Source organism: Rubrivivax rivuli (assembly GCF_004016505.1).
Taxonomy (GTDB): domain Bacteria; phylum Pseudomonadota; class Gammaproteobacteria; order Burkholderiales; family Burkholderiaceae_C; genus Rubrivivax; species Rubrivivax rivuli.
Genome location: NZ_SACR01000004.1, coordinates 283,188 through 307,926, shown reverse-complemented (window position 1 = coordinate 307,926; position 24,739 = coordinate 283,188). Strand labels below are relative to the sequence as shown.

The window sequence follows — 24,739 nt, the reverse complement described above, 5'->3', positions numbered from 1 at the left end:
CGCGGTTTGAGCCGTCTCCAACCGCTTGCGCGCCCCGCCGATGTCCATCGATCCGTCTCCGCCGGTGCGCCTGCTGCCCACCGTGTCCATCGTCGAGGAGACGATGCGCCAGGCCCGCCGCGCCGTGGCGTTTGCCTTGCTGGGCGCGGCCCTGCTCGCGGCCTTGCTGCTGGGGCAGCACCAATGGTCGTCGGTGGCACTGCAGCAGGCGGCCGACCGCCACGCCATGGCGCACAAGCTGGTGGGTGAGGTGCGCGTGGCCGACCAGCAGTTGGCCCTGGCCGCGCAGATGGCCGCCATCACCGGCGAATCGCACTGGATCGATCGCTTCGACAAGCTGGTGCCCGAACTGGCGCTGGCCATCGAGCACGCCAGCCTGCTGGCCCCCCAGGCCGTGGCCGCGAGCTACCGCGAGCGCACCGCCGAGGCCGCACGCCTGCAGGCCCGGATGAACGCATCGGCGGCCGAGGCGCTGAAGTCGGGCGCCTTCGAGTCGGCGCGCGCGCTCTTCGACAGCGAACGCTACGTGGCGCAATCGCGACTGCTGCGCGCCGCCACCGAAGAGCTGACCCAGGCCTCGCTGACCGCCACCGAGCAGGAAGTGCGTTCGCTGCGCCATGCCGCGCTGATCAGCACCGCCGTCGTGCTGGGCTTGAGCGTGGCGCTGGGGGCCGTGCTCTGGCGGCGGCTGACCAACGGGCTGGGCCGCTCGCGCGGTTCGCTGCTGGAGGCCGAGGAACGCGTGCAGCGGCTGGCCGCCAGCGACCTGCTGACCGGCCTGGACAACCGCGCTGCCCTGCACGACGCCATGCAGGCGCTGATGGGCCGCGCCCGCCGCCACGGCGAGGGCCTGGCGGTGCTGATGGTCGACCTCGACCGCTTCAAGCCCGTGAACGACCGCCACGGCCACATGGTGGGCGACCTCGTGCTCAAGGAAGTGGCACGCCGCCTCTCGCGCTGCCTGCGGACCAGCGACCTGCGCGCGCGTTACGGCGGCGACGAGTTCGTGGTGGTGGTCGACGAGAGCGAAGGCCCTGGCAGCGCGCAGGGCGCTGCCGAGCGCATCGTCGAGCGCCTGGGCTGGCCCATGCAGTTCGGCGAGATCGCCGTGAACATCGGCGCCAGCGTGGGCATCGCCCGCTTTCCGCACGACGCCGTGAGCGACGACGAACTGCTGCGCAAGGCCGACAGCGCGCTCTACCGCGCCAAGCAGGCCGGCCGCGGCACGGTGTGCCTCTACGACCCGCTGCTCGACGAAGCCCTGGCCGAGCGCCACACGCTCGAGGTGGCGCTGCGCGAAGGCATCGCCGCGGGCCAGCTGGTGCCCTACTACCAACCCATCGTGGACCTGCACACGCGCCAGGTGCGCTCGGTGGAACTGCTGTGCCGCTGGAAGCACCCCGAGCGCGGCCTGCTCGGCCCCGACCGCTTCATCCAGCTGGCCGAGGACACCGGCCTCATCGGCCCGCTCACCATGAGCCTGCTGCGCCAGGCCTGCAAGGATCTCGCGCGCTTCCCGGCGCACTGGCGCTTGTCGTTCAACGTGGCGCCGCAGCAGATCCAGGACGAGAACCTCGTGCCGGCCCTGCTGGCGCAGCTTCGAGATGCCGGCGTGCCGCCGCAGCGGCTGGACGTGGAGCTCACCGAAACCGCGCTGGTCAACGACACGGCGCGCGCACGCGAGGTGATCCTGGCGCTCAAGCGCGCCGGCATGACCGTGACGCTGGACGACTTCGGCACCGGCTACAGCAGCCTGAGCTACCTGGCCGAGATGACCTTCGACAAGATCAAGATCGACCGCAGCTTCGTGCGCACGCTGGGCAGCCGCCCCGAGAGCGCCAAGATCGTGGCGGCCATCGTGGGCCTGTCGCGCAGCCTGGCGGTGGACACCGTGGCCGAAGGCGTGGAGACCGAAGACGAGGCCGAGATGCTGAAGGAACTCGGCTGCAAGAACGGACAGGGCTACCTGTTCGGCCGCCCAGGTCTCGCGAAGGATGTGGGCCCGTTGGAGCGCGTGCCCGACGCCGACGCCTGGGCGCTGGTGGACTGAGCCGGCGGCTCACTTCACCAGGCGGTTCAGGCGCTCGGCGTCGAAGGTTTCGGTGGTGTTGGCGTCCTGCGGCACGCAGTCGCCGGCCGGCAGTTCACGCGCACGGGCCGAGAGCTTCTCGATGGCGGCCCACAGCAGCGCGATCTGGTGCTCGTGGCCCGAGGCGTTGTCGATCAGCCCCTTCATGGCCTGCGAGACCGGGTCGTCGCCCTGCGTCACGCCGTAGGCGCTGAAGCCCATCTTGGCGGCAGCAGCCTCGCGCGCGGCCTCCGCGTCGTGCTGGATGATGCGCGCCGGGTTGCCCACGGCCGTGGCGCCCGGCGGCACCGGCTTGACCACCACCGCGCTGCTGCCGATGCGCGCGCCGTCGCCCACCGTGAAGCCGCCCAGCACCTGCGAATTGGCGCCGACGATCACGTCGCGGCCCAGCGTCGGGTGCCGCTTGGCGCCCTTGCTGAGTGAAGTTCCGCCCAGCGTCACGCCCTGGTAGATGGTGCAGCCGTCGCCGATCTCGGCCGTCTCGCCGATGACGACACCCATGCCGTGATCGATGAACACACGCCGGCCGATGGTGGCGCCAGGGTGAATCTCGATGCCGGTGAGAAAACGCCCGATGTGCGAGGTGAAACGCGCCAGCCAGCGCAAGCCGTGGCGCCAGAACCAGTGCGCGCGCCGGTGCAGCACCAGCGCGTGCAGGCCGGGGTAACAGGTGAGCACCTCCCAGCGTGAACGCGCGGCGGGGTCGCGTTCCAGGATGCAGGCGATGTCTTCACGCAGGCGGGCAAACATGCGAGGCAGTGTAGCGGCGGGGGTGGCGGCGCGCTTCAGCGCCGCGACTTGTCCACGGCGCGCGCGATGCCGCGCAGGATGTGCAGTTCCTCCTGCGTGAGCTGCGCGCGGTTCAGTGCCTGGTGCAGGCGCGGCATCAGCTTCCTGGGCGCGGCGGGGTCGAGGAAGCCGATGTCCTGCAGCACCTGCTGCCAGTGCTGCAGCAGGCCTTCGAGCGCGGCGCCGTCGGCCAGGGCGGCCTCCACGGTGCGCGGTGCCACCTCGTAGCCGCCCAGCGCCTGCCGCCACTCGTAGGCCAGCACCTGCACGGCCTGCGCCAGGTTCAAGGAGCCGTAGCCGGGCGCGGTGGGGATGCTCAGGCAGACGTGGCAGCGGTAGACGTCTTCGTTCAGCAGCCCGGTGCGCTCGGGCCCGAACACGAAGGCCACGCGGTGCGGGCCGCCGGCGAGCGTGGCGAAGTGCTCGCGCGGGGCGTGCGTGGGCGGGCCGAAATCGCGCGGCGTCATCGCCGTGGCGCAGGCCCAGGTGATGCCGTCCAGCGCCTCGGCCAGGCTGGGCACGATTCGCGCACGCGTCAGCACGTCGGCCGCGCCGCTGGCCATGGCCACGGTCTCCTCCTGGCTCAGCACGTCGGCAAAGCGCGGCGCCACCAGCACCAGGTCGGCAAAACCCATCACCTTCATCGCGCGCGCCGCGGCGCCCACGTTGCCGGCGTGGCTGGGGCGCACGAGCACAAAACGTGTCGGGTCTGCCACGCCGGCCGCGCTGCTGGTGGCGTGGGTCGGGCTCTGCGGGGCGCTCACGGCCGTAAAATGGGGTTCATCGGTGCACGGCATTGTCGGTGCACCCCGCTCTTTATCCCGTCCACGCCCGTCTTCCTTCCTCAGCCCGTCAGGCCGCCCCATGTCGCAAGCGCTCCACCCCATGCTGAACATCGCCATCAAGGCGGCCCGCACAGCAGGTTCCATCATCAACCGCGCCGCGCTCGACCTGGAGGTGCTGAAGATCGGCAGCAAGGGTCCGAACGACTACGTCTCCGAAGTCGACCGCGCCGCCGAGGAAGCCATCATCAACACGGTGCTGGAGGCCTACCCGGGCCACGGCATCCTGGCCGAGGAATCGGGCCGCGCCCACGGCGCCAAGCACAGCGACTACGTCTGGATCATCGACCCGCTCGATGGCACCACCAACTTCCTGCACGGCTTCCCGGTCTACGCCGTGAGCATCGCGCTGGCCTACCGCGGGCAGGTGCAGCAGGCCGTGGTGTACGACCCCACGCGCAACGACCTCTTCTACGCCAGCAAGGGCCGCGGCGCCTTCCTGAACGACCGCCGCCTGCGCGTCAGCAAGCGCACGCGCCTGAGCGATTCGCTCATCGGCACCGGCTTCCCCTTCCGCAAGGGCGACAACTTCAAGCGCTACGTGAAGATGTTCGAGGAGCTGATGGCCAGCTGCGCCGGCCTGCGCCGCCCCGGCGCTGCCGCGCTGGACCTCTGCTACGTGGCCGCGGGCTACTACGACGGCTTCTTCGAGACCGGCCTGAACCCCTGGGACGCCGCCGCCGGCGCGCTCATCATCACCGAGGCCGGTGGCCTGGTGGGCAACTTCACCGGCGAGAGCGACTTCCTCTACCAGCGCGAGATCGTCGCCGGCAACCCGAAGGTCTATGGCCAGATGGTGCAGATCCTGGCGCCCTACACCCGCGTGATCAAGGAAGACGCGCCGGCAGAGGGCCCGCTGTCGGCCGCCGCTGCCGGCCTGGCCGCCGCCGATGCCACGGCCACCGTGCTGGCGGCCGAGAGCAAGGCAGCGCCGGCCGCAGCCGCCCCGGCCACCCCGGCCAAGAAGGCCGTGCGCATCCGCAAGGCCGCCGCCGCCACGCCCGAGGGCGACGACGCGCCCATGTGAGCCCCAGGGGCGGCGGTGCTGGGCCGCAGCGGCCCCGGCCTCAGAACAGCCCGGTCAGCGCCCGTACCAGCCCCGCGCGCAGCGCTGGCACGGCTTCCTCGAAGTCGAGGTTCACCTTGTTCGCGGTGGACACGATGCGCGTCTGGTAGGTCTTCATGTCCACGCGGTCGGTGTAGCTCACGGTATCGCCGCCGCTGGTGCCCTGGCGGTTGCTGAGTGCCGAGTTCTGCGTGGCGGCGCGGCCTTCGGGCAGGCGCTCCTTGATCTGCACGTCGGTGACGATGGAGAAGTACACGTCCTTCACCAGCGAGCCGATCACCACCTCGCCGAAGCCGCCCGTGGCCGCCCCCGTGGCCACCGCGCGGCCCGTCGGCCCGAAGGCGCCTGCCGCCGCGCTGGCCGCGACGATGCCCGAGGCCCCGCCCGACACCCCCGCACCGAAGCCGCCACCCACCACCTGGCGGATGGCCGAGGGGTCGCTCTTGCCGACCGCCAGCACGTTGGCCTGCAGGTAGAACTTGGCCTGCCGCGGGTCGGTGACGACGCGGTAGCCCTTGGCCTGCATCGCCGCGGCCACCTCGGGCGCGAGGTCGAGTTCGGGCTTGTCGGAGGTGTTGCGGATCTGCACGAACACCGTCTGCTCTTCCACCGGCACCGGGTCGAGGAAGATGGTGGCGGACATGCGCGTCTGCACGTCGAGGTTGCGCTTCTCGATGGCCACCTGCGTGGCGGCGCAGCCGCCCAGCAGCAGCGCTGCGGCGATCAAGACCGGCGCGCGGGGGCCGTGGCGGAAGGGGGTGGCAGGCATGCGGGCTCCTGGGGCAGTCTCGCGGGGAGCCCCGATTGTTCCAGCACCCGATGCGCAGCGCCGCCGGCGGGGCCAGAATGCGCCGCTTGTCGACCACGCAGGACTCCGCCGTGCCCCGTTTCAACAAGCTCTTGCCCTGGATGTTGTGCGCTGCCAGCACCCTGGCCCTGGCCCAGACGCCCGCTGCGACAGCGCCCGCCCCGGCCGCCGCCGCCGCCAAGCCCAAGTGGGACGTGAACAAGCCGCCCGGCGTGGCACGCACCGTCAAGATCGACACGCGCACCGGCACCTGGATGAGCGTGGACGTCAGCCCCGACGGCCAGACGCTGGTCTTCGACCTGCTCGGCGACTTGTATGTCGTGCCCATCACCGGCGGCGACGCCAAGCCCCTGACCACCAGCATGGCCTGGGACCACCAGGCCCGCTTCTCGCCCGATGGCAAGCGCATTGCGTACGTGACGGACGCCGGCGGCGGCGACAACGTCTGGGTGATGAACACCGATGGCACGGGTGCACGCGCTGTCACGAGCGAAGACTTCCGCCTGCTCAACAACCCGGTGTGGCACCCGAACGGCCAGTACATCGCCGCACGCAAGCACTACACCGGCACGCGAAGCGCCGGCAGCGGCGAGATCTGGCTCTACCACCTCGATGGCGGCAAGGGCGTGCAGCTCAACGAGAAGCCGAACTGGCAGAAGGACCTGGGCGAACCCGCGCTCTCGCCCGACGGCCAGTGGCTCTACTACTCGCGCGACACCACGCCGGGCAACACGTTTGAGTACAACAAGGACTCGAACAAGGAGATCTTCCGCATCTTCCGCCAGAGCCTGGTGGACGGCAGCGTGGAGCCCTTCGTCACCGGCCCGGGCGGCGCCATCCGGCCCGTGCCTTCGCCCGATGGCAAGCACCTGGCCTTCGTGCGCCGCGTGCGCAACCAGAGCACGCTCTTCCTGAAGAACCTGCAGACGGGCGAAGAGAAGCCGGCCTGGGGCAAGCTCGAGCGCGACCTGCAGGAAGCCTGGTCGATCTACGGTGTCTACCCCAGCTTCGCATGGACGCCCGACAGCCGCCACATCGTCGTGTGGGCCCAGGGCAAGCTGTGGAAGGTGGAGCCCTTCGCGGGCACGGCCAGCGAGATTCCGTTCCGCGTGCAGCACACGCGCGAGGTGCGCGAGGCGCTGCGCCTGCCGCAGACCGTCTCGCCCGACCGTTTCGACGTGAAGCAGCTGCGCTGGGCCACGGTCTCGCCCGATGGCGCGCAGGTGGTGTACTCGGCGCTGGGCCAGCTCTACCTCAAGAACCTGCAGGACGGCAGCGCGCCACGCCGCCTGAACCCGCAGGCCGACAGCTTCGAGTTCTTCCCCAGCTTCAGCCGCGACGGCAAGGAGGTGGTCTATGTGCGCTGGCACGACCAGCGCCTGGGCCGCGTGGTGGTGCAGAACCTCTCTAGCGGCACGGAGCGCATCGTCACGCCCCAGCCCGGCAAGTACCTCAGCCCGCGCCTGAGCCCCGACGGCCAGAGCGTGGCCTACGTGAAATCGCGCGGCAGTTTCCTCACCTCGCCCTGGCTGGGCCTGGACATCGGCATCTACCTGGCCCGTGCCGATGGCAATGGCGAGCCCGTGCGGATCAGCAAGGATGGCGACGCGCCCATCTTCGGCGCACGCAGCGACGAGGTCTACATCACCCGCACCAGCCAGCCCAGCGAGGTGGACGTGCGCCGCGCGCTGTGGCGCATCCACACCGGCACGCGGCAAGAAACCGAAGTGGCGCGCGGCGAGTTCGTCAGCGAATACGCGCTCTCGCCCGACGGCCGCTGGATAGGCTGGGTGGAGCGTTTCCACGCCTACGTCGCGCCCATGCCGGCCACCGGCAAGCCGCTGACGGTGGGCCCGCGCATGGACGCCGTGCCCGTGCGCCAGCTCAGCTTCAACACCGGCCTGCACCTGCACTTCAGCGGCGACAGCCAGCGCGCGCATTTCAGCGCCGGTGACGAGCTCTTCACCACGGCGCTCGCAGAGGCCTTTCCGCCGGTGAACGCGGGCGACAAGCCGGCGGCCTTCAAGGCCCCGGGCAGCGGCACGAAGATCGGTTTCGCACAGGCCAGCGACCGCCCCACGGGCCGCATCGCGCTGGTGGGCGCGCGCGTGGCCACGATGCGCGGCGCGAAGATGGACGAGGTCATCGACAACGCCGTCATCGTGGTGGACGGCCACCGCATCGCGGCCATCGGCCCGGCCTCGCGCGTGAGCATCCCGGCCGACGCGCGCCGCGTGGACGTGCGCGGCAAGACCATCGTGCCCGGCTTCATCGACGCGCACTGGCACGGCGGCATGGGCGAAGACGGCCTGGTGCCGCAGCAGAGCTGGGTCAACCTCGCTTCGCTGGCCTTCGGCGTGACGGCCTTCCACGACCCCAGCAACCAGAACGGCCACATCTTCACGCAGGCCGAGCTGCAGCGCGCCGGCACGGTGCTGGGCCCGCGCATCTACAGCACGGGCCACATCCTCTACGGCGCCAAGGCCGGCGCCACGGCCATCGTCAACAACCTGGACGACGCGCTCACGCACCTGAAGCGCCAGCAGGGCGCTGGCGCCATCAGCGTGAAGAGCTACAACCAGCCGCGGCGCGAGCAGCGCCAGATGGTGCTGGAGGCCGGCCGCCAGACGAACATGATGGTGGTGCCCGAAGGCGGCTCGGTCTTCCAGGCCAACATGAGCATGATCGTCGACGGCCACACCGGCCTGGAGCACGCGCTGCCCATTGCCGAGGTGTACGACGACGTCGTGCAGCTCTGGCAGCAGACGAAGGTGGGCTACACGCCGACGCTGAACGTGGCCTACGGCGGCCTGGACGGCGAGCACTACTGGTACGCGCGCACCGAGGTCTGGAAGCACCCGCTGCTGACGAAGTTCGTGCCCGCGGGCAACCTGCAGGCGCGCGCGGTGCGCCGGCCCACGGCGCCGGAAGAAGACTTCAACGTCATCCGCGTCGCGCGCACGGCCACGATGCTGCAGCGCGCGGGCGTGCCGGCGATGATCGGCGCGCACGGCCAGCGCGAGGGCCTGGGTTCGCACTGGGAGATGTGGATGTTCGCGCTCGGCGGCATGACGCCGCTGGAGGCGCTGCGCACCGCCACCATCAACCCGGCGCGCCACTTCGGCCTGGACGCCGACCTCGGCAGCCTCGACGTGGGCAAGCTCGCCGACCTGGTGGTGATCGATGGCGATGTACTGAAGGACATCCGCCAGAGCGACCGCATCACGCACGTGATGCAGAACGGCCGGCTGTATGAAGCAGGCACGCTCAACGAGGTGGTGTCGCGCGCCCGGCCGCGCGCGCCGCTGTTCTTCGAGAACGTGATGAGCCGGCATCTCGCCACCGACAACCACGCCTTCTGCGTGGGCCACGGGGAGCAGTAGCGCCGTCGCAGCCCGGGGTCTCCTTCTCCCGGATGAGACCCCGGGCGCGCCGCCTTGCCCGGGTGCGGGCTTTGCTGCAGAGTCCGCGCCGCGGCGCAACCCCTTTGCGCGTGCTGCCGGAGCCCCACTGCCATGGCCGACCCCGTCTCCCCTTCCGCCCCCAGCGCGATCACTGCTGCCATCGAGGCAGTTGCGCCCCACGCCCCCACCGTGCCCGAGCTGCTGGCCACGGCCATGCGCGCCCACCAGGAGGCCCGCGTCGACGACGCGCGCCTGGCCTACCGCGCGCTGCTGCAGGCGGCACCCGACCACCCTGACGGCCTGCACCTGCTGGGCATGCTGGAAGGGCAGTTCGGCTCCGGCACCGAAGCCCTGGCGCTGCTGCGCAAGGCGGTGGCGCTGTACCCGCAGGAGGCGATGTTCCACAACAACCTGGGCAACGCCTTGCTGCAGGAGGGCCTGCAGGACGAGGCCGAAGCGGCCTATGCCCGGGCCCTGGAGATCGACCCGAAGCGCTACGACGCGCTGAACAACCGCGCGCTCATCCTCTCGCGCCGCGGCGACCTGAAAGGTGCCGAGGCCGCGTTCGTCGCGCTGCTGGCGCTGGCCCCGGGCTTCACCGAGGCGCGCCAGAACCTCGTGCACGTCTGCCTGCGCATGGGGCGTGTGCAGGATGCGATGGCGCACTGCGTCACGGGCCTGGTGACGGCACCGCACGACCGCCACCTGCGGGGCCTGCTCGGGCGCGCCTACGTGCAGTGCAAGATGCCCGAGAAGGCCTGCGAGGTCTACCGCCAGTGGATCAGCGACGACCCCGATGACCCGGTGCCCCGCCACCACCTGGCGGCGCTGGAAGGGCGGCCGCCCGAGCGCGCCTCGGACGAGTACGTCTGCAGCACCTTCGACGAGTTCGCGGGCAGCTTCGACCAGATCCTCGGCCGGCTGGAGTACCAGGCGCCGGCCCTGGTGGGGCGCGCGGTGCAGGCGCGGCTGGGTCCGCCGGCCGGCGGTCTGCGGGTGCTGGACGCCGGCTGCGGCACCGGGCTGTGCGGTGAGCACCTGGCGCCCTACGCACAGCGCCTGGTGGGTGTGGACCTCTCGCGCCGCATGCTCGAACGCGCGGCCGACCGGCCGCACTACCACGCGCTGCACCAGGACGAACTGGTGAGCTTCCTGCGCGGCAAGCCCGCGAGCTTCGACCTCGTCGTCTCGGCCGACACCCTGTGCTACTTCGGCGCCCTGCAAGCCTTCGCAGAAGCCACGCACGCTGCGCTGGTGGCCGGTGGCTGGCTGGTCTTCACGGTGGAAGCCCACGACGACGAGCCCGGCGCCCCCGACTACCGGCTGCACACGCACGGCCGCTACTCGCACCGCCAGGGCTATGCGGCAGGCGCGTTGCGCGACGGCGGCTTCACGGAGGTGATCTTCGAGCCGGTGACGCTGCGCCACGAAATGAGCCAGCCGGTCAAGGGCTGGCTGATCAGCGCCCGGGCCTGAGCACCGGCAGCGGGCCCGGCGGCCGCGCGCCGAGAATGCGCGCCCATGCAAGCCCTGCTCGACACGCTGCGCACGATGGCGCGGCCCACCGAGGCCCAACGCCTCTTCCACGGCCGCGGCGGCCTGCACCCGGGCCACGAGGCCTGGGCCTTCGACGCCTTCCCGCCCGTCTTCCTGTTCACCAGCTTCGAGCCGGTGGCCGATGAACAGCTGGCCAACTTGCACGCGGCCTTGGCGAAACGCTGGGCCGAAATCGCCCCCGGCGAAACACTGAACTGGGTCTACCAGGCGCGCCATGGCGGGCGCACCGAAACGCGGCTGATGGCTGGCAGCCTGCCCGAGCCGCACACCGTGGCCGAAGACGGCCTGCTTTTCCACGTGCACCTGCTCAGGGGCCAGAACCACGGCCTCTTCCTCGACATGGCCGAGGGCCGGCGCTGGGTGCGCCAGTGGGCGCAGGCGCAGCCCGGCGGCAAGGTGCTGAACCTCTTCGCCTACACCTGCGCCTTTTCGGTGGTGGCGCGGCAAGCCGGCGCCGCCCAGGTGGTGAACATCGACATGGCCAGCGGCGCACTGGCCACGGGCCAGCGCAACCACGCGCTCAACGGCGTGAACAGCGGCGTGAGCTTTCTCGCGCACGACCTCTTCAACTCGTGGGGCAAGCTCACGCGCAGCGGCCCTTACGACCTGGTGGTGGCCGACCCGCCCAGCTACCAGAAGGGCAGCTTCGTGGCGACCAAGGACTACGCGCGCGTCATCCGCCGCCTGCCGGCGCTGCTGGCCCCGGGTGGCCACGCGCTGCTGTGCCTGAACGCGCCCGAACTCGGGCCGGCTTTCCTGCAGGACCTGGTGTCGGCCGAGGCCCCCGAACTGCAGTTCCTGCGGCGGCTGCCGAACCCGGCAGCTTTCGCCGATGTCGCCGAAGACCGCGCGCTGAAGGTGCTGCTCTACCGCGCGCCGGCCTGAGGAGCCGGCACCGCCGATGCCTCAGGGCGCTGGCGTTCGCGCGATGCGGAAACCCAGGTCGGCCGCGCGGTAGGCATGCGGCTGGGCCGCCCGAGCGGCCGAACGGATGGCCGAGGCCTTGCTGGCCCAGCTGCCGCCGCGCACCACGCGCCGCGTGCAGTCGCCGCCCAGCCGTGCGCGGGCATCGGCCGCGGCGCCCTGGTGGCTGGCGTTCCAGCAGTCCTGCACCCACTCGGCCGCGTTGCCGACCATGTCGTAGAGGCCGAAGTTGTTGCTGCTGAAGTAGCCGCCGGGCACGGCGTGGGCGTAGCCGTCGTCGCAGTTCAGCGTGTCGGGCCAGGCCAGCAGCTGGCGCAGGGTCTCGTCGGCGACGTTGGCGTACTTGCAGCCGCGGCTGACCGGCTTTTCATCGCGGCTGCCGATCTTGGCCGCGCTCCAGAGGCGGCCGAAGAAGCCGGGCGCCTCGCTCCAGGGCCGGGGCGAGGTGGTGCCGGCGCGGGCCGCGTACTCCCACTCGGCCTCGGTGGGCAGGCGGTAGCGCCCGCCGCCGGTGTTGAGCCACTGCAGGTAGGCCTGCACGTCGTTCCAGCTCAGGCACACCACGGGGTGGCTGTCGGTCTGCGGGTGGCCCGGGTCGCGCCAGTGGCGGCCGGCCTGCAGTTCCCAGCCGCCTTGGCGCGTCGGGCCGTGGCAGCCCGGGCGGGCGCCGGCCTCGGCCTCGGTGAGGTAGCCGGTGGCATCGACGAACTTGCGGAACTCGCCCACCTTCACCTCGTAGTAGGCCAGCTCGAAGGCGGCCACGCGCACGCTGCGCTTGGGTTGGGCGGTGGTGTCGGTCTGGCCGTCGTCACCGGCCTCGTCGGCATCGGCGCCCATGCCGTATTCGCCGGCCGACAACGTGGCCAGGCTCAGTTCGCGCAGCGCGGCCTTGTGCAGGGCGGCGCGCTCGTCGGCCGGCAATTGCCGGGGCTGCGGCAGCGCCGGGGCCGCCGGCTCGGCGGCCGCCTGGCGCAGCGCCAGCAGCGCCGCTTGCGCCTGCCCGGCGTAACGGCCTTGCGGGTGGGCCTGCAGGTAGGCCTGGTAGGCGGCGGGGGTGTGGGTCTGCAGGGCCGATTCCCAGGCCTGCGCCTCGGCGCCCAGCGCCGCAGCAGGGCTGGCAGCCCCGGCGGCGGCGGGGCCCAGGCGCCGCAGCGCATTGCGCGCCGCCACGGCGTAGCGGCCGCGCGGGTAGCGTTGCAGGAAGGCCTCGTAGTGCTCGCGCGTGGCGCGGGCCTGCACCTCGCGCCAGGTGTAGGCCTCGGCATCGGCGGTGCCCGGCGGCACGGCGCCCAGCACCGAGGTGCCCGGTTCCGCCGCGGGCTGGGGCGCGGGGCTGGTGGCCGCGGTGGGCGCAGTGACGGCGGCCGCAGAGGGCGCCGGCGCCGCCAGGCCCGCCAACTTGATGCGCGCCGCCGCGGCGTACAGACCGCGCGGGTACTCGCTCAGGTAGGCCTGGTAGGCCGCCGCGGTGCCGATGGATTCCGAGGCCCGCCAGGCGGCTTCATCCGACGTGGTGGCGGCGGGCGCGGTCGGTGCTGCGGCCTGCGCCGGGGCGCCAGCGCTGGCGATGAAGTAGAAGTCGCCCGTGAGGCTGCCTTCCATCCACGGTTCCTGCTTGCCCTTGGTGGCCTCGCGCACGCGGATGGCAACGCGCTTCAGGCTGGTCTCGATGGGCACGCCCTGCTCGTCGATCTGCTTGAGCAGCGCTTCGGTGTAGGTGCCGTGCCGGCCACTGCCGTCTTCGGCCACGCTGCCCGGACGCGTGGCGTAGTGGATCAGCGTGCCGCTGGGCGCCTGCACACGCGCCAGGCCCTGGGCCTGGCTGCGGAAGTTGCGCGCGAAGGGGTTGTTGCGGCAGGCGTCCAGCAGCACGAGGTTCACCGCCGCCTTGCTGTCTTCCATGGTGTTCAGCACCGAAGACAGGCTCAGTGCCTGGTAGGGCACGTCTTCCTCGCTGGCGAGTTCGGCGTCCACCGTGGGCAGGTAGTTCTCGCCGCGCACCTGCAGGCCGTGGCCGGCGTAGAAGAACAGGGCCACGCTGCCTGGGCGGATGGCGTTGCGGAACTCGCGCAGCGCCGCACCCACCTGGCGCACCTGCAGGTTCTCGAAGTAGACGACCACGAAGCCCATGCGCTGCAGCTTGTCGCGCATGGCGCGGGCGTCGTTGACCGGGTTGCGCAGCGGCGAGGTCTTGTAGCTCGCGTTGCCGACGATCAGCGCCACGCGGTGTTCGTTGCCGGCGGGCTGGGCACTGGCCGCCCCGAACAGGGCCAGGCCCAGCCAGCAGGCCAGAAGCAGGGTCAGCAGACGGCGTGAAGGCAACATCGGTCAGGCAGGTTTCCGGGGCGCTGTCGTCGAGCGGACCGCCAGCGCTGGCGGCGGCCGGCGCGGCAAGCAGGCGGCGGGTTGGGGCCGCGTGCGGCAGATTGTCTCGCGTTGCCCGGTGGCGTGGCCTCCTCTGCCCGCGCGGCACCGACCGGGCCTGCAGCCTCGCCTAACATCCGCGCTCCCATGAACGCGCCCACGCCGAACGCCGCGCCGCAATTGCCCGATCTGTCTGGCCACACGCCCATGATGCAGCAGTACCTGCGCATCAAGGCCGACTTCCCCGACACGCTCGTGTTCTACCGCATGGGCGATTTCTACGAGCTCTTCTGGGACGACGCGCGCCGCGCCAACCGCCTGCTCGACATCACGCTCACGCAGCGCGGCCAGAGCAACGGCGAGCCGGTGGTGATGGCTGGCGTGCCAGTGCACAGCGTCGAGGGCTACCTGGCGCGGCTGATCAAGCTCGGCGAGGCCGTGGCCGTGGCCGAGCAGGTGGGCGATGTGGCCACGGCCAAGGGGCCGGTGGAACGCAAGGTGGTGCGGGTGGTGACGCCCGGCACCGTCACCGACACCGAGCTGATGGCCGAGCGCGCCGACACGCTGCTCCTGGCCGTGCACCAGAGCCGCAACACCTGGGGCCTGGCCTGGCTGGGCCTGGCCAGCGGCCAGCTCGGCCTGACGCAATGCCATGAACGTGAACTGCCCGGCTGGCTGGCCCGCCTGGCGCCGGCCGAGCTGCTGCACGACGGCAGCGGCAGCGCCGACAGCCTGCCGCCGCACCGCGCCGCGCGCACTGCGCGGCCGGCCTGGCAGTTCGACAGCGCCTTGGGCGAACGCAAGCTGCTGGCCCAGCTGCGCGTGGCCAGCCTGCAAGGCCACAACGCGCAAGACCTGCCGGTGGCCCACGCCGCCGCCGCCGCGCTGCTGAGCTACGCCGAGCACACGCAAGGCCAGGCGCTGGCGCATGTGCGCACCCTGCACGTGGAACGCAGCGGCGACCTGCTCGACCTGCCCCCGGCCACGCACCGCAACCTGGAGCTGGTGCAGACCCTGCGCGGCGACAGCGGCGACGGCGCACCCACGCTGCTGGGCCTGCTGGACAGCTGCCGCACCGGCATGGGCAGCCGCCGCCTGCGCCACTGGCTCACGCACCCGCAGCGCGACCGCGGCCAGGCCACGCAGCGGCACGACGCCATCGCCGTGCTGCTGGCCACCGGCTTCGAGCCGCTGCGCGAGGCCCTGCGCGGCGTCAGCGATGTCGAGCGCATCGCCTCGCGCGTGGCGCTGCGCCAGGTGCGCCCGCGCGAGCTGGCCGGCCTGCGCCTGACCCTGGCCGCCCTGCCAGGTTTGCGCCAGGTGGCGCCGCGCGGCTGCCGCCTGCTGGACGAGTTGCATGGCGCGCTGGTGCCCGACGAGGCCCTGCCCGAGGTGCTGAGCGCCATCGCCGAAGAACCGGCCGTGCTGCTGCGCGACGGCGGCGTCATCGCCACCGGCGTGGACGCCGAGCTCGACGAGCTGCGCGCCATCAGCCAGAACTGCGACGCCTTCCTGCTCGACCTGGAAGCGCGTGAACGCACGCGCACCGCCATCCCCAACCTGCGCGTGCAGTTCAACAAGGTGCACGGCTTCTACATCGAGGTGACGGGCTCGCACCTGGAGAAGGTGCCGATCGATTACCAGCGCCGGCAGACGCTGAAGAACGCCGAGCGCTACATCACGCCCGAGCTCAAGGCCTTCGAGGACAAGGCGCTCAGCGCGCAAGAGCGGGCGCTGGCGCGCGAAAAGTGGCTGTATGAGCAAGTGCTGGATGCGCTGCAGGCGCACCTGGGCCCGCTGCAGGCCCTGGCCCACGCGCTGGCCAGCCTGGACGCGCTGGCCGCCCTGGCCGAACGCGCGGCCACGCTGAACTGGTGCCGGCCCGAGTTCGTGCCCTACCCCTGCATCGAGATCGAGGCCGGCCGGCACCCGGTGGTGGAAGCGCGGCTCGCCGAGACTGGCGGCGGCCCCTTCATCGCCAACCACTGCCGCATGGACGCCAAGACCAAGCTGCTGGTCATCACCGGCCCCAACATGGGCGGCAAGAGCACCTTCATGCGCCAGGTGGCCTTGACCGTGCTGCTGGCGGCCATCGGCAGCCACGTGCCGGCCACGGCCTGCCGGCTGGGGCCCGTCGACGCCATCCACACGCGCATTGGCGCGGCCGACGACCTGGCCAACGCGCAATCGACCTTCATGGTCGAGATGACCGAGGCCGCGGCCATCCTCAACGCCGCCAACGAGCACAGCCTGGTGCTGATGGACGAGATCGGCCGCGGCACCAGCACCTTCGACGGCCTGGCCCTGGCCGGCGCCATCGCCACGCAGCTGCACGAGCGCAACAAGAGCTTCACGCTGTTTGCCACGCACTACTTCGAGCTGACCGAACTGCCCAGGCGCCACGAGCGCGCCGTCAACCTGCACGTGGGCGCGGTGGAAAGCGGCAGCAACATCGTCTTCCTGCACCAGATCGAGCCGGGCCCGGCCAGCCGCAGCTACGGCGTGCAGGTGGCGCGCCTGGCCGGCATGCCCGCAGCCGTGGTGCGCCAGGCGCGCAACGCGCTGGAGGCGCTGGAAGCCCAGGCCCAGCAAGGCCAGGCGCAAGTGGACCTCTTCGCCCCGCCGCCGGCTGCCGCCACGCCCGAGCCCTCGGCCGTGGAACGTGCGCTGGCCGCCATCGACCCCGACCGCCTGAGCCCGCGCGAGGCGCTGGAGGCGCTGTACCGCCTGCGCGAGCACCTGCCCCCGCCGAACCGCTGAAGCTTCAAAGGACCCCATGCGCCCTGGTGCCCCACTCCCTGCCGCTGCCCCACGCCTGCGCACCGCAGCCCTGCTGGGCCTGGTGATCGCCTTGGCCAGCCCCGCGGCCCCGCTGCTGGCGCAGGCCCAGGCCCCAGCCCCGGCCAGGCCGCCCGGGCTGGTGCTGCCGCCCACCTTGCCGGTGTTGCCGGCCGCACCCGCTGCCGCTCCTGCACCGGCACCGGCACCTGCACCCACGCCCAGACCGGCACCCGCGCCGACGCCCACGCCCGCGCCGGCCCCCGCCAGACCCGCACCAGCAGCGCCGGTGGCCGCGCCCGCCCCGGCCGCCGCCGCTTCCGCCGCCACCTTCCAGCCTTACCTGCGCCTGGCCGCCACACCAGGGCGGCAGGCCGAAGCCCTGGCCTATTCGCCCGACGGCCGGCTGCTCGCCGTGGCCACCAGCAACGTGGTCCGCCTCTATGACACGCAGCGCGGCCTCGACGTCGGGGGCATTGCCGGCCACAACGAGATCGTCACCGCGCTGGCCTTCTCGCCCGACGGCCAGCAGCTCGTCAGCGGCGCGGCCGATTCACGCTTCGTCATCAGCCAGGTCGACAGCGGTGACGAGATTGCCAGCGTGAGCGGCGCGTTGCCCTTCGCCAGCGCCATCACCTTTTCGCCCGACGGGCGCCTGCTGGCCCTGGCCGGCATGCAGAACGTGCAGGTCTTCAACCACGCCAAGGGCGAGCTGCTGCACGGCCTGAAGGCCGCTGCCAATGGCACCGTGTGGGGCCTGCGCTTCAGCCCCGACGGCCAGCGCCTGGCCACGCTCAGCGGCGACGGCCTGCGTGTGTGGGGCATGGCCGACGGCCAGCCACAGCTGCACCTCAAGCCTGCGGCCAAGCAGCAGTTCCTCGATGTTTCGGCCGATTTCAAGATGGCGCTGCGCACAGGCGCCGACGGGCTGGAAGTGCTGGAACTCGCCAGCGGCCGCCTGCTCGCGCGCCAGACGCAGACGCTGGGCACCGTCTCCAGCGGCCGCTTCAGCCCCGACGGCCGCCGCGTGGCCTGGGCCACCGGCAGTGGCGACCTCGGCCTGTGGGTGCTGGAAGGCACGGCCGTCACGCGCATGGTGGCCGAGGTGCCGCTGGTCGACGCGGGCGGCCGGCCGATCCGCGACCTGGTCTTCTCGCCCCAGGGCGACCGCCTGGCCGTGGCCAGCGTCGACGAGGTGGTGCGCTTCTGGGGCGCCGATGGCAAGCAGGCCCAAGCCCTCGCGCCACGCGGCGCCAAGCTGCGCAGCGTGGTCTACAGCGCCGACGGCAAGCTGGTGGCGGTGGCGCAGAGCGACGGCATGGCCACGCTGCTGGACACCACCACCGGCCGCGTGCTGCCGCTGCGCGAGAAGCCGCAGGCCGTGGCCGCGCCGCGCACGGCCGGCGCCACCAATTACCTGCGACTGGGCGGCCGCGTCATCGACATCAGCCCCGACGGCCGCACCGTGGCCGCCGTGGCCGGCGGTCAGCTGCGCCTCTTCGGTCGCGCCAGCGGGCAGGAGGTGGCGCTGCTCGGCCCTGCCGAGGCCCTGGACCTGCGCTACACGCGAGACGGCCGATGGCTGCTGGTGCTGGAAGAAGAGCGCCTGCAGGTCTGGGACCCCAGCGCACGGCTGCAGGTGCAGACCGTGCCGCTGGCCAAGCCCGTGCAGGGCAGCGCGCTGGCCTTCGACCCCACGGGCACGCAGCTGTGGCTGTGGGCCCTGAGCGACACGGAGCGCAAGGCCTGGATCGAGGTGCGCAACCTCGGGCCCAACGGTCTGGGTGCGGCGCAGCGCCTGCCGGTGCCCGGGCTGCCGCCGCTGCTGGCGAAGGACGACCACTTCGAGGGCGTGTTTTCGCCCGACGGCCGCCTGCTGGCGCTGAGCCGGCCCGAAGACACGCGTGTCATCGAACTCAGCAGCGGCCGCGTGCTGCTGACCCTGACGGAAGACATGCCCTGGTACGCCACGCGGCAGTTCTCGCCCGACGGCCGCGAGCTCATCGCCTTCGGCAGCCAGGTGCCGGCCAACGCCATCCTGCGCTGGGATGTGAAAACGGGCAAGCCGCTGCCGGCCTTCACCGGCCACTCGGAGACGGTGCAGACCGTGGCCTTCGGCCCGGGCCAGCGCCCCATGCTCAGCGGCGGTAACTGCCGCGAGCTGTGGATGTGGGACGCCGCGGACGGCATCGCCGTGGGCAGCCTGGGCCTGTATGCCGACCGCGGCTGGGCCGCCGCCGGCGCCGAGCACTACGAGGTTTCTTCACCGGCCCACGAAGACGCGGTGCTGCTGCGCACGGGCGAAGGCCGCCTGCAGGTGGTGCCCGCCGCCACGCAGCGCCAGCGCGCCAAGGCCGGGCTGCTGCGCTCGCTGCTCGAACCCTTGAAGTAGCGCGCCTGTTACGCTCCGGCGCCTTCTCGACACCCACCTCACGCCCGCACCGCGGGCCTTCCACGCCATGACCTACTGCGTCGGCATCCGGCTCAACGCCGGCCTTGTCTTCCTCAGCGACAGCCGCACCAACGCCGGCCTGGACGCGATCAGCACCTTCCGCAAGATGATGATCTACGAGCAGCCCGGCGAGCGCTTCATGGTCATGCTCAGCGCCGGCAACCTCAGCATCAGCCAGAGCGTGCGCGAGGTGCTGCAGGTGGAGAAGATCGACAACGGCACCGAAGAAGGCCTGACCATCTGGAACGCCACCAGCATGTTCGACGCCACGCGCGTGCTCGGCGCCGCGGTCCGGCGTGTCTACGAACAAGATGGCGCGGCGCTGAAGAACGCCGGCGTCGACTTCAACGCCAGCATGATCTTCGGCGGCCAGATCAAGGGCGAGGCGATGCGCCTCTTCCTCGTCTACAGCGCCGGCAATTTCATCGAGGCCACGCGCGAGACCTGCTTCTTCCAGGTGGGCGAAAGCAAGTACGGCAAGCCCATCCTCGACCGCGTGCTCACGCCCGCCACGGCGCTGGACGAAGCCGCCAAGTGCGCCCTGGTCAGCATGGACAGCACGCTCAAGAGCAACCTCAGCGTGGGCCTGCCGCTGGACCTGCTAGTCTACCGCGAAGGCAGCTTCCAGAGCGACGAGATCGCCTGCCTGGACGAGCACAACCCGTACTTCCGGATGATCCACAGCACCTGGGGCCAGCGCCTGCGCGAGGTGTTCGAGAGCATCGACGACCCGCGCTGGGACGGCGGCGACGCCGCCCACCCGCTGATGGTGAAGAGCGCGCGCTACGAGCCCATGCGCAAGATCACCAAGCCGAGCGAACGCATCGTCTGAGGCCCAAGGCGGCAGCAAGCGCCAGGGGCTAGAGCGGCCACACCGGCAGACCGCGCTGGGCCTGCACGAAGGTGGCCACCGTCAGGCCACCGCCCAGCACCGCGATGCCCGCCGTCAGCACCGCCGCGTGGCGCGGCGCTATGCGCAGGAAGAGCCAGGCCCACAGCGGCAAGGCCTGCATGGCGTGCAAGGCCAGGAAATGCGCCACGCGCAGATCGCCGTGCGTGCGCGACCAGCCCAGCAGCGGCAGGTCGCCCGGCATGGGCCCGCCGCCCACGAAGCTGCTGCCCCCGCCGCTGATGGCCGCGCCGGTGAACAGGCCCAGCAGCCCGCTCATCAGCAGGCCGCCCGCGATAGCCCGGCGCATCAGGGGCGTGGGGCCGGCCCGCGCGCCCTCGGCTAGCGCCCGCCACACCCTCCAGCCCAGCACCGCGGCGGCCGTCGTCAGCACCACCGCGCCCACGCCCATCAGCGCGTAGGCCAGGCCGGCCAGCGGGCTGCCGATGTTGAAGTGCGAGGCCTGCCCCAGCGCCGCCCGCAGCGAGATGTAGGCCACCTCGAACACCGCCGCCAGCACCGGGCCGAAGACCACGTAGCGCCCGGCCAGGCTCTGCCGGAAGCCCGGCCCGGCCAGCGGAAAGAACAACGCCAACGTGAGCAGGAAGACCAAGAGCGAGAGCTGGAACTTCATCGGCTTGATCCACACCCCCACGCCGGCCAGCGTGCGAGGGTCCAGCGCATGCGCCAGCGCCGTGGGCAGCAGCAGCAGGCCCATCAGCAGGCCGCAGACCGCCAGCGTGGGCTCGGGCGTGCGCAGCCACACCGGCAGGCCTTGCCACGCCGGTGCCCGCAACGCACGGTGGCCCAGGCGCTGCAACTGGAAGAGCAGCCAGCCCGCAGGGCCGAAGAGGAAACACAGCACCAAGGCCGGCAGCACCGCCAGGTGGCGGTGGCCTTCTTCCCGCGCCACGCGGGCGATGTGGCGGCCGATCAGCAGATCGAAAGCCAGGTAGTGCAGCCAGCCGGCCAGCAGCAGGCGGTCGTCGGCAAAGAGGCGCCGCACCTCGGCCAGCGAACCGAAGCCGCCGCCCCCGGCCAGCGCGCCGGCCCAGCCCCCGGCCACCAGTGCGGTGTAGGCCAGGGCCAGCAGGCCCGGCACCAGCGCGCCCGTGGCCCAGGCCGTGGCCCGCGCCCGCGGCAGCAGCCACAGCAGCAGCCAGCCCGCCAAGGCCGCGCTGCTGCCCAGCGAAAACAAGGTGTCGACCATGCCCTGCGCCCCTCCGCCGGCGCCGCCCGGCGCTTGGTACCGGAGTGTCGCCCCAGTGTCGCCCAGGTGCTGCGGGCGCGCTGCCGCTTGCGGGCACACTCGGGGCCGCCGATCTCCTGCCGCCTGCATGCCCCTGCCCACGATCGTCTTCAGCCACGCCAACGGCTTTCCCGCGGGCACCTACCGCCAGCTCTTCGACACCTGGCGCGCCGCCGGCCACCGCGTGCTGGCCATCGAACGCTACGGCCACGACAGCGCCTACCCCGTCACCAGCAACTGGCCCCACCTGCGTGAGCAGCTCGTGCACTTCATCCAGCGCGAGGCTGGCGGTACCCCGGTGCACCTGGTGGGCCACTCGCTGGGCGGCTTTCTCAGCCTGATCGTGGCCAGCCGGCAGCCCGCGCTGGTGCGCAGCCTGGTGATGCTGGACAGCCCCGTCATCACCGGCTGGCGCGCACACAGCCTGCAGATGGTGAAGGCGCTGCGCCTGGTGCAGCGCGCCGGGCCGGGGCGCATCAGCCAGCGGCGGCGCTGGCAGTGGCCCAGCGCCGAAACCGCGCACGCGCACTTCGCGGCCAAGCACAACTTCGCGCGCTGGGCGCCCGAGGTGCTGGCCGATTACATCCAAGCCGGCACCGAGCCCGACGAAGAAGCGCGCCGCGACCCCGCCACGCCTTCAGCCGTGCGCCTGGCCTTCCACCGCGAGGTGGAGACGAAGATCTACAACACCCTGCCGCACCACCTGGGCGCGCTGCTGCGCCGTCACCCGGTGCGCTGCCCGGCCGGCTTCGTGGCCGGCACGCAGTCGGTGGAGGTCCGCCAGGTAGGCCTGGCCGCCACCCGGGCGCTGGTGGGCGAGCGCTTCGAGTGGGTGGAAGGCAGCCACCTCTTCCCGATGGAAAAGCCGGCCGAGACCGCGGCTGCCGTGCTGCGGCTGCTGGGCCCGGCCTGAGGCCGAGGGCCGGCCCGGCGGGCCTGCAGTTCATCGGGCCCGGCGTGCGCCCTGTCGCAAGGGGCTCGCCTCTGCACGAGCCAGGGGCGCATGCTTCAGCGCATTCCAGCCCACGCCCCAGCGCCCAGCCAGCCATGCCCACCCGCCCCCTCGCACGCACCGCGCTGCCCAGCGCCACCAGCCTGCTGGCTGCCCTGCTGCTGTGCACCCTGCCGGCCCACGCGCAAACCAGCGGTAAGCCCGCCAGCGCGGCCGAAGAGGGCTTCTCGGCCGGCATCTCCGTCAAGTCCGGCACCACCTTCGAGAAGCTGGGCCTGCCCGGCTACCCCGGCGCCACCCCCCACGCCGATCCGGGTGAAGACGGCCAGAAGAGCGGTGCCAGCATCGGCGTGAACTTCGGCGTCTTCGGCGTGCAGGTGAACACCCTGAAGCTGCGCAGCAGCGACAGCGTCGAGGCCGTGGCCGCCTGGTACCGCGAGCAGCTGCCCCGCCTGGGCCCGGTGCTGGACTGCAGCGCCAACGGCCCGGCCGACCCAGCCCCGCTGCCCGACAAGCAGGCCGACAAGCAGGTGCTGCGCTGCGGCAGCGACCGCGCCAAGCCCGGTGCCGCGCTGTTCAAGCTGGGCCAGCGCGCGCAGCAGCGCATCGTCGCCATCGAAAAGCTGGCGGCGGGCGGCACCAGGCTCACGCTGGTGCGCGTGGACACGCGCGGCGTCGACTGAGCGCCGGTCGCTTCAGGCCTCGAAGCGCCCCAGCCGCACGGCCGTGCCGCCGGGCTTGAGGTTGCGCGTGCCGGGCATCACCAGCACGCAGTCGTCGTAGGGCGTGAGCCACACGTGCTCGCCGTCCTGCGCGATGCGCGTGCCGGCCTTGGGAATGACCGACAGCCCCACGGTCGGCACCAGGAAGCAGAACAGCCGGCTGCGCGCCACCACCGGCTCGGTCACGCGCACCAGGTGCTGCACCGCCGGCGGCTGCACACGCGTGTGGGACTGCACCCAGCCCGGCGCGGCCGCACCGGTGAGGCCGAGAAAACGCACCAGGGTGTCGATGGCCACGTCGGCGGCCGCCCGCTCCCAGTGCTGGCCGCACTCAATGAGCAGCGCCTTCTTGGGGCTGGCCGGGTCGCCGAAGCCACCGCGGTCGATCATGCGCAGGCCGGCGGGGTGGCCGGTGTCGATGAGCAGGTCGCCCGGCACGCCCAGTTCGCGTGCGTAGGCCGCGTTCTTGTCCACGCGCCCGCACACCATCAGCGGGCGGCAGGGCTCGCCCATGCTGTGGATGTCGAGCAGCAGATCGGCCTCGTCGACATAGGGCCGCAGCAGCCGCGCGCGGCGCAGTTCCACGCTGTCGCGCGGGCCGTCGAGCTCGGCGTCGTCCCAGACGCGGTTGTAGTCCTCGTCGACGCAGCGCGAGGGGTAGGGGTCGGCCGGGTCGAAGCGCGCATAGGCCTGCACGTTGGCGAAGGCCAGCGTCAGCGTGCCGGCCGCCGGGCGCCAGCCTTGCGCCACCTGCTGCAGCAGCCAGTCCAGCGCGATGGCGCCGCAGATCTCGTTGCCGTGCGTCAGCGCCTGCACCATCACCTTCGGGCCGGGCTGTGCGCCCTGCAGCACGTGCACGTAAGGCACGGGCGTGTTGCCTTCGCGCCAGCGGCTGATGTCGGGGGCTTGCAGTTCAACGGGGGGCAGGGTGTCGGGCATGGCGGGGCTCGGGGTCAGGCGGGGGTATCAGGCGTGGAAAGCGGCGTGCACGGCATCGAGCAGCTGCATCAGCTGGCCCTGCAGCACAGCGAAGTTCGCTGTCTTCTGCAGCGTGCCTTCGTCCATGTAGAGGCGCTTGTTGATCTCCAGCTGCAGGCAGTGGCGGCCGCGGGCCGGGTCGGCGTAGGCGCGCACAAGCTCCACGCCCTTGAAGGGGTCGTTGACCTTCACGCTGTAGCCGAAGCCCTGCATCACCTCGCGCACCAGGGCCGTGAACGCGGGGTGGCAGGTGCTGCCGTCGCGGTCGCCCAGCACGATGTCGGCGCGCGGCACGCCCGCACCTTCCTGCGCGCTGGCGCCGCCCACGGCGTTCATCGAATGGCAGTTGATGTGGTGCACCACGCCGAAGCGCGCGTGCGCTTCGTCCATCAAGGCGCGCAGCGTGGCGTGGTAGGGCCGGTGGTAGTGGGTGATGCGGTGCTGCACCGCCGCAACAGGCAGCGGGGCGGCGTAGATCGGGCGCCCGTCGTCCAGCGTGCGCCACACCAGGGCCTTGCCGATGGCGGCCTTGCCGCTGGCCACCACCTCGCCCGGCCAGGGCTCGGCCAGCACGGCCGGGTCGTGGTCGGCAGCGTGGCGGTTGGGGTCGAGGTAGGTGCGCGGGAACATCGCCGCCAGCAGCGGCACGCCGCGCTCGGCAGCGGGGCGGTAGAGCGCGTCGATGTGGCAGTCTTCACCGTCGCGCAGCGCGGCCTCGGGCAGCACGGCGCCGAAGTCGGGCGGCATGCGGTGGCCGGAGTGTGGCGAATCCAGCACCACGGGCCGCAGGGCCACGCCCGGGGGCGGGCGGTGCACGACGAGCACATCCTCTGAAGCAGGGGGCGGCGGGGGCGTCCAGGGCATCGCGCGAGTATC

Annotated in this window: 17 protein-coding genes; 10 read left to right on the top strand and 7 right to left on the bottom strand. The window is 72.0% G+C overall.

Annotated features, from left to right (window positions below; translation table 11 throughout):
* Positions 1-40 precede the first annotated feature (40 nt).
* Entirely contained in the window at positions 41-2,050 is a 2,010-nt protein-coding gene (locus tag EOE66_RS13720) for a putative bifunctional diguanylate cyclase/phosphodiesterase (RefSeq protein ID WP_128229303.1), read from the top strand.
* Positions 2,051-2,059: 9 nt separating this feature from the next.
* On the opposite strand, the gene cysE is transcribed toward EOE66_RS13720, so the two are convergent.
* Entirely contained in the window at positions 2,060-2,839 is a 780-nt protein-coding gene (cysE, locus tag EOE66_RS13715) for a serine O-acetyltransferase (RefSeq protein ID WP_128229302.1), read from the bottom strand.
* A 35-nt stretch (positions 2,840-2,874) separates the two neighbouring features.
* On the bottom strand, positions 2,875-3,594 hold the full coding sequence (locus EOE66_RS13710) for an RNA methyltransferase (RefSeq protein ID WP_259376398.1): 720 nt from the start codon (positions 3,592-3,594) through the stop codon (positions 2,875-2,877).
* A gap of 148 nt (positions 3,595-3,742) precedes the next feature.
* Here EOE66_RS13710 and EOE66_RS13705 point away from each other — a divergent pair, with 148 nt between their 5' ends.
* The gene (locus tag EOE66_RS13705) at positions 3,743-4,747 is read left to right on the top strand and encodes an inositol monophosphatase family protein (protein ID WP_128229300.1); all 1,005 of its coding nucleotides are present in this window, start codon (positions 3,743-3,745) and stop codon (positions 4,745-4,747) included.
* A gap of 40 nt (positions 4,748-4,787) precedes the next feature.
* Here EOE66_RS13705 and EOE66_RS13700 read toward each other — a convergent pair whose 3' ends face one another.
* Entirely contained in the window at positions 4,788-5,555 is a 768-nt protein-coding gene (locus tag EOE66_RS13700) for a complement resistance protein TraT (protein WP_128229299.1), read from the bottom strand.
* Positions 5,556-5,641: 86 nt separating this feature from the next.
* On the opposite strand from EOE66_RS13700, the gene EOE66_RS13695 reads away from it, so the two are divergent.
* The 3 genes from EOE66_RS13695 to EOE66_RS13685 all read left to right on the top strand — a co-directional run bounded on the left by EOE66_RS13695 (position 5,642) and on the right by EOE66_RS13685 (position 11,440).
* Positions 5,642-8,977 (top strand): amidohydrolase family protein, encoded by a 3,336-nt coding sequence (locus tag EOE66_RS13695; RefSeq protein WP_205702703.1) that lies wholly within the window; start codon positions 5,642-5,644, stop codon positions 8,975-8,977.
* 132 nt (positions 8,978-9,109) lie between these two features.
* Positions 9,110-10,474 (top strand): tetratricopeptide repeat protein, encoded by a 1,365-nt coding sequence (locus EOE66_RS13690; RefSeq protein WP_128229298.1) that lies wholly within the window; start codon positions 9,110-9,112, stop codon positions 10,472-10,474.
* 45 nt (positions 10,475-10,519) lie between these two features.
* Positions 10,520-11,440: a class I SAM-dependent methyltransferase gene (locus EOE66_RS13685; RefSeq protein WP_128229297.1), complete on the top strand. Its 921-nt coding sequence runs from the start codon at positions 10,520-10,522 to the stop codon at positions 11,438-11,440.
* A gap of 21 nt (positions 11,441-11,461) precedes the next feature.
* On the opposite strand, the gene EOE66_RS13680 is transcribed toward EOE66_RS13685, so the two are convergent.
* Positions 11,462-13,804: an SUMF1/EgtB/PvdO family nonheme iron enzyme gene (locus EOE66_RS13680; protein ID WP_128229296.1), complete on the bottom strand. Its 2,343-nt coding sequence runs from the start codon at positions 13,802-13,804 to the stop codon at positions 11,462-11,464.
* Positions 13,805-13,990: 186 nt separating this feature from the next.
* On the opposite strand from EOE66_RS13680, the gene mutS reads away from it, so the two are divergent.
* The 3 genes from mutS to EOE66_RS13660 all read left to right on the top strand — a co-directional run bounded on the left by mutS (position 13,991) and on the right by EOE66_RS13660 (position 19,905).
* On the top strand, positions 13,991-16,603 hold the full coding sequence (gene mutS, locus EOE66_RS13675) for a DNA mismatch repair protein MutS (protein ID WP_245479035.1): 2,613 nt from the start codon (positions 13,991-13,993) through the stop codon (positions 16,601-16,603).
* 16 nt (positions 16,604-16,619) lie between these two features.
* Positions 16,620-19,013, top strand: a complete 2,394-nt coding sequence (locus EOE66_RS13665; RefSeq protein WP_205702702.1) for a WD40 repeat domain-containing protein — start codon at positions 16,620-16,622, stop codon at positions 19,011-19,013.
* Positions 19,014-19,080: 67 nt separating this feature from the next.
* A complete protein-coding gene (locus EOE66_RS13660; RefSeq protein ID WP_128229294.1) occupies positions 19,081-19,905 on the top strand; it encodes a proteasome-type protease in 825 nt (274 codons plus the stop codon).
* Positions 19,906-19,933: 28 nt separating this feature from the next.
* Here EOE66_RS13660 and EOE66_RS21965 read toward each other — a convergent pair whose 3' ends face one another.
* Positions 19,934-21,172, bottom strand: coding sequence for an abscisic acid-deficient protein Aba4 family protein (locus EOE66_RS21965; protein WP_205702701.1), 1,239 nt, complete (start codon positions 21,170-21,172; stop codon positions 19,934-19,936).
* A 127-nt stretch (positions 21,173-21,299) separates the two neighbouring features.
* Between EOE66_RS21965 and EOE66_RS13650 the strand changes: the two genes are divergently transcribed.
* The gene (locus tag EOE66_RS13650) at positions 21,300-22,124 is read left to right on the top strand and encodes an alpha/beta fold hydrolase (RefSeq protein ID WP_128229293.1); all 825 of its coding nucleotides are present in this window, start codon (positions 21,300-21,302) and stop codon (positions 22,122-22,124) included.
* Positions 22,125-22,258: 134 nt separating this feature from the next.
* Entirely contained in the window at positions 22,259-22,846 is a 588-nt protein-coding gene (locus tag EOE66_RS13645) for a hypothetical protein (protein ID WP_128229292.1), read from the top strand.
* 12 nt (positions 22,847-22,858) lie between these two features.
* Here the strand turns inward: EOE66_RS13645 and EOE66_RS13640 are convergent, their stop codons facing one another.
* Positions 22,859-23,824 (bottom strand): M14 family metallopeptidase, encoded by a 966-nt coding sequence (locus EOE66_RS13640; protein ID WP_128229291.1) that lies wholly within the window; start codon positions 23,822-23,824, stop codon positions 22,859-22,861.
* 27 nt (positions 23,825-23,851) lie between these two features.
* Complete coding sequence (locus EOE66_RS13635) at positions 23,852-24,679, bottom strand: N-formylglutamate amidohydrolase (protein ID WP_245479034.1); 828 nt, start codon at positions 24,677-24,679, stop codon at positions 23,852-23,854.
* Positions 24,680-24,739: the final 60 nt, after the last annotated feature.

Excerpts from the sequence above, each read along its gene's own strand:
- EOE66_RS13705 (WP_128229300.1), top strand. The coding sequence starts at position 3,743 with ATGTCGCAAGCGCTCCACCCCATGCTGAACATCGCCATCAAGGCGGCC.
- EOE66_RS13640 (WP_128229291.1), bottom strand. The coding sequence starts at position 23,824 with ATGCCCGACACCCTGCCCCCCGTTGAACTGCAAGCCCCCGACATCAGC.
- EOE66_RS21965 (WP_205702701.1), bottom strand. The coding sequence starts at position 21,172 with ATGGTCGACACCTTGTTTTCGCTGGGCAGCAGCGCGGCCTTGGCGGGC.
- EOE66_RS13650 (WP_128229293.1), top strand. The coding sequence starts at position 21,300 with ATGCCCCTGCCCACGATCGTCTTCAGCCACGCCAACGGCTTTCCCGCG.
- EOE66_RS13645 (WP_128229292.1), top strand. The coding sequence starts at position 22,259 with ATGCCCACCCGCCCCCTCGCACGCACCGCGCTGCCCAGCGCCACCAGC.
- EOE66_RS13720 (WP_128229303.1), top strand. The coding sequence starts at position 41 with ATGTCCATCGATCCGTCTCCGCCGGTGCGCCTGCTGCCCACCGTGTCC.
- EOE66_RS13665 (WP_205702702.1), top strand. The coding sequence starts at position 16,620 with ATGCGCCCTGGTGCCCCACTCCCTGCCGCTGCCCCACGCCTGCGCACC.
- EOE66_RS13660 (WP_128229294.1), top strand. The coding sequence starts at position 19,081 with ATGACCTACTGCGTCGGCATCCGGCTCAACGCCGGCCTTGTCTTCCTC.
- EOE66_RS13690 (WP_128229298.1), top strand. The coding sequence starts at position 9,110 with ATGGCCGACCCCGTCTCCCCTTCCGCCCCCAGCGCGATCACTGCTGCC.
- EOE66_RS13685 (WP_128229297.1), top strand. The coding sequence starts at position 10,520 with ATGCAAGCCCTGCTCGACACGCTGCGCACGATGGCGCGGCCCACCGAG.
- mutS (WP_245479035.1), top strand. The coding sequence starts at position 13,991 with ATGAACGCGCCCACGCCGAACGCCGCGCCGCAATTGCCCGATCTGTCT.
- cysE (WP_128229302.1), bottom strand. The coding sequence starts at position 2,839 with ATGTTTGCCCGCCTGCGTGAAGACATCGCCTGCATCCTGGAACGCGAC.
- EOE66_RS13700 (WP_128229299.1), bottom strand. The coding sequence starts at position 5,555 with ATGCCTGCCACCCCCTTCCGCCACGGCCCCCGCGCGCCGGTCTTGATC.
- EOE66_RS13680 (WP_128229296.1), bottom strand. The coding sequence starts at position 13,804 with ATGTTGCCTTCACGCCGTCTGCTGACCCTGCTTCTGGCCTGCTGGCTG.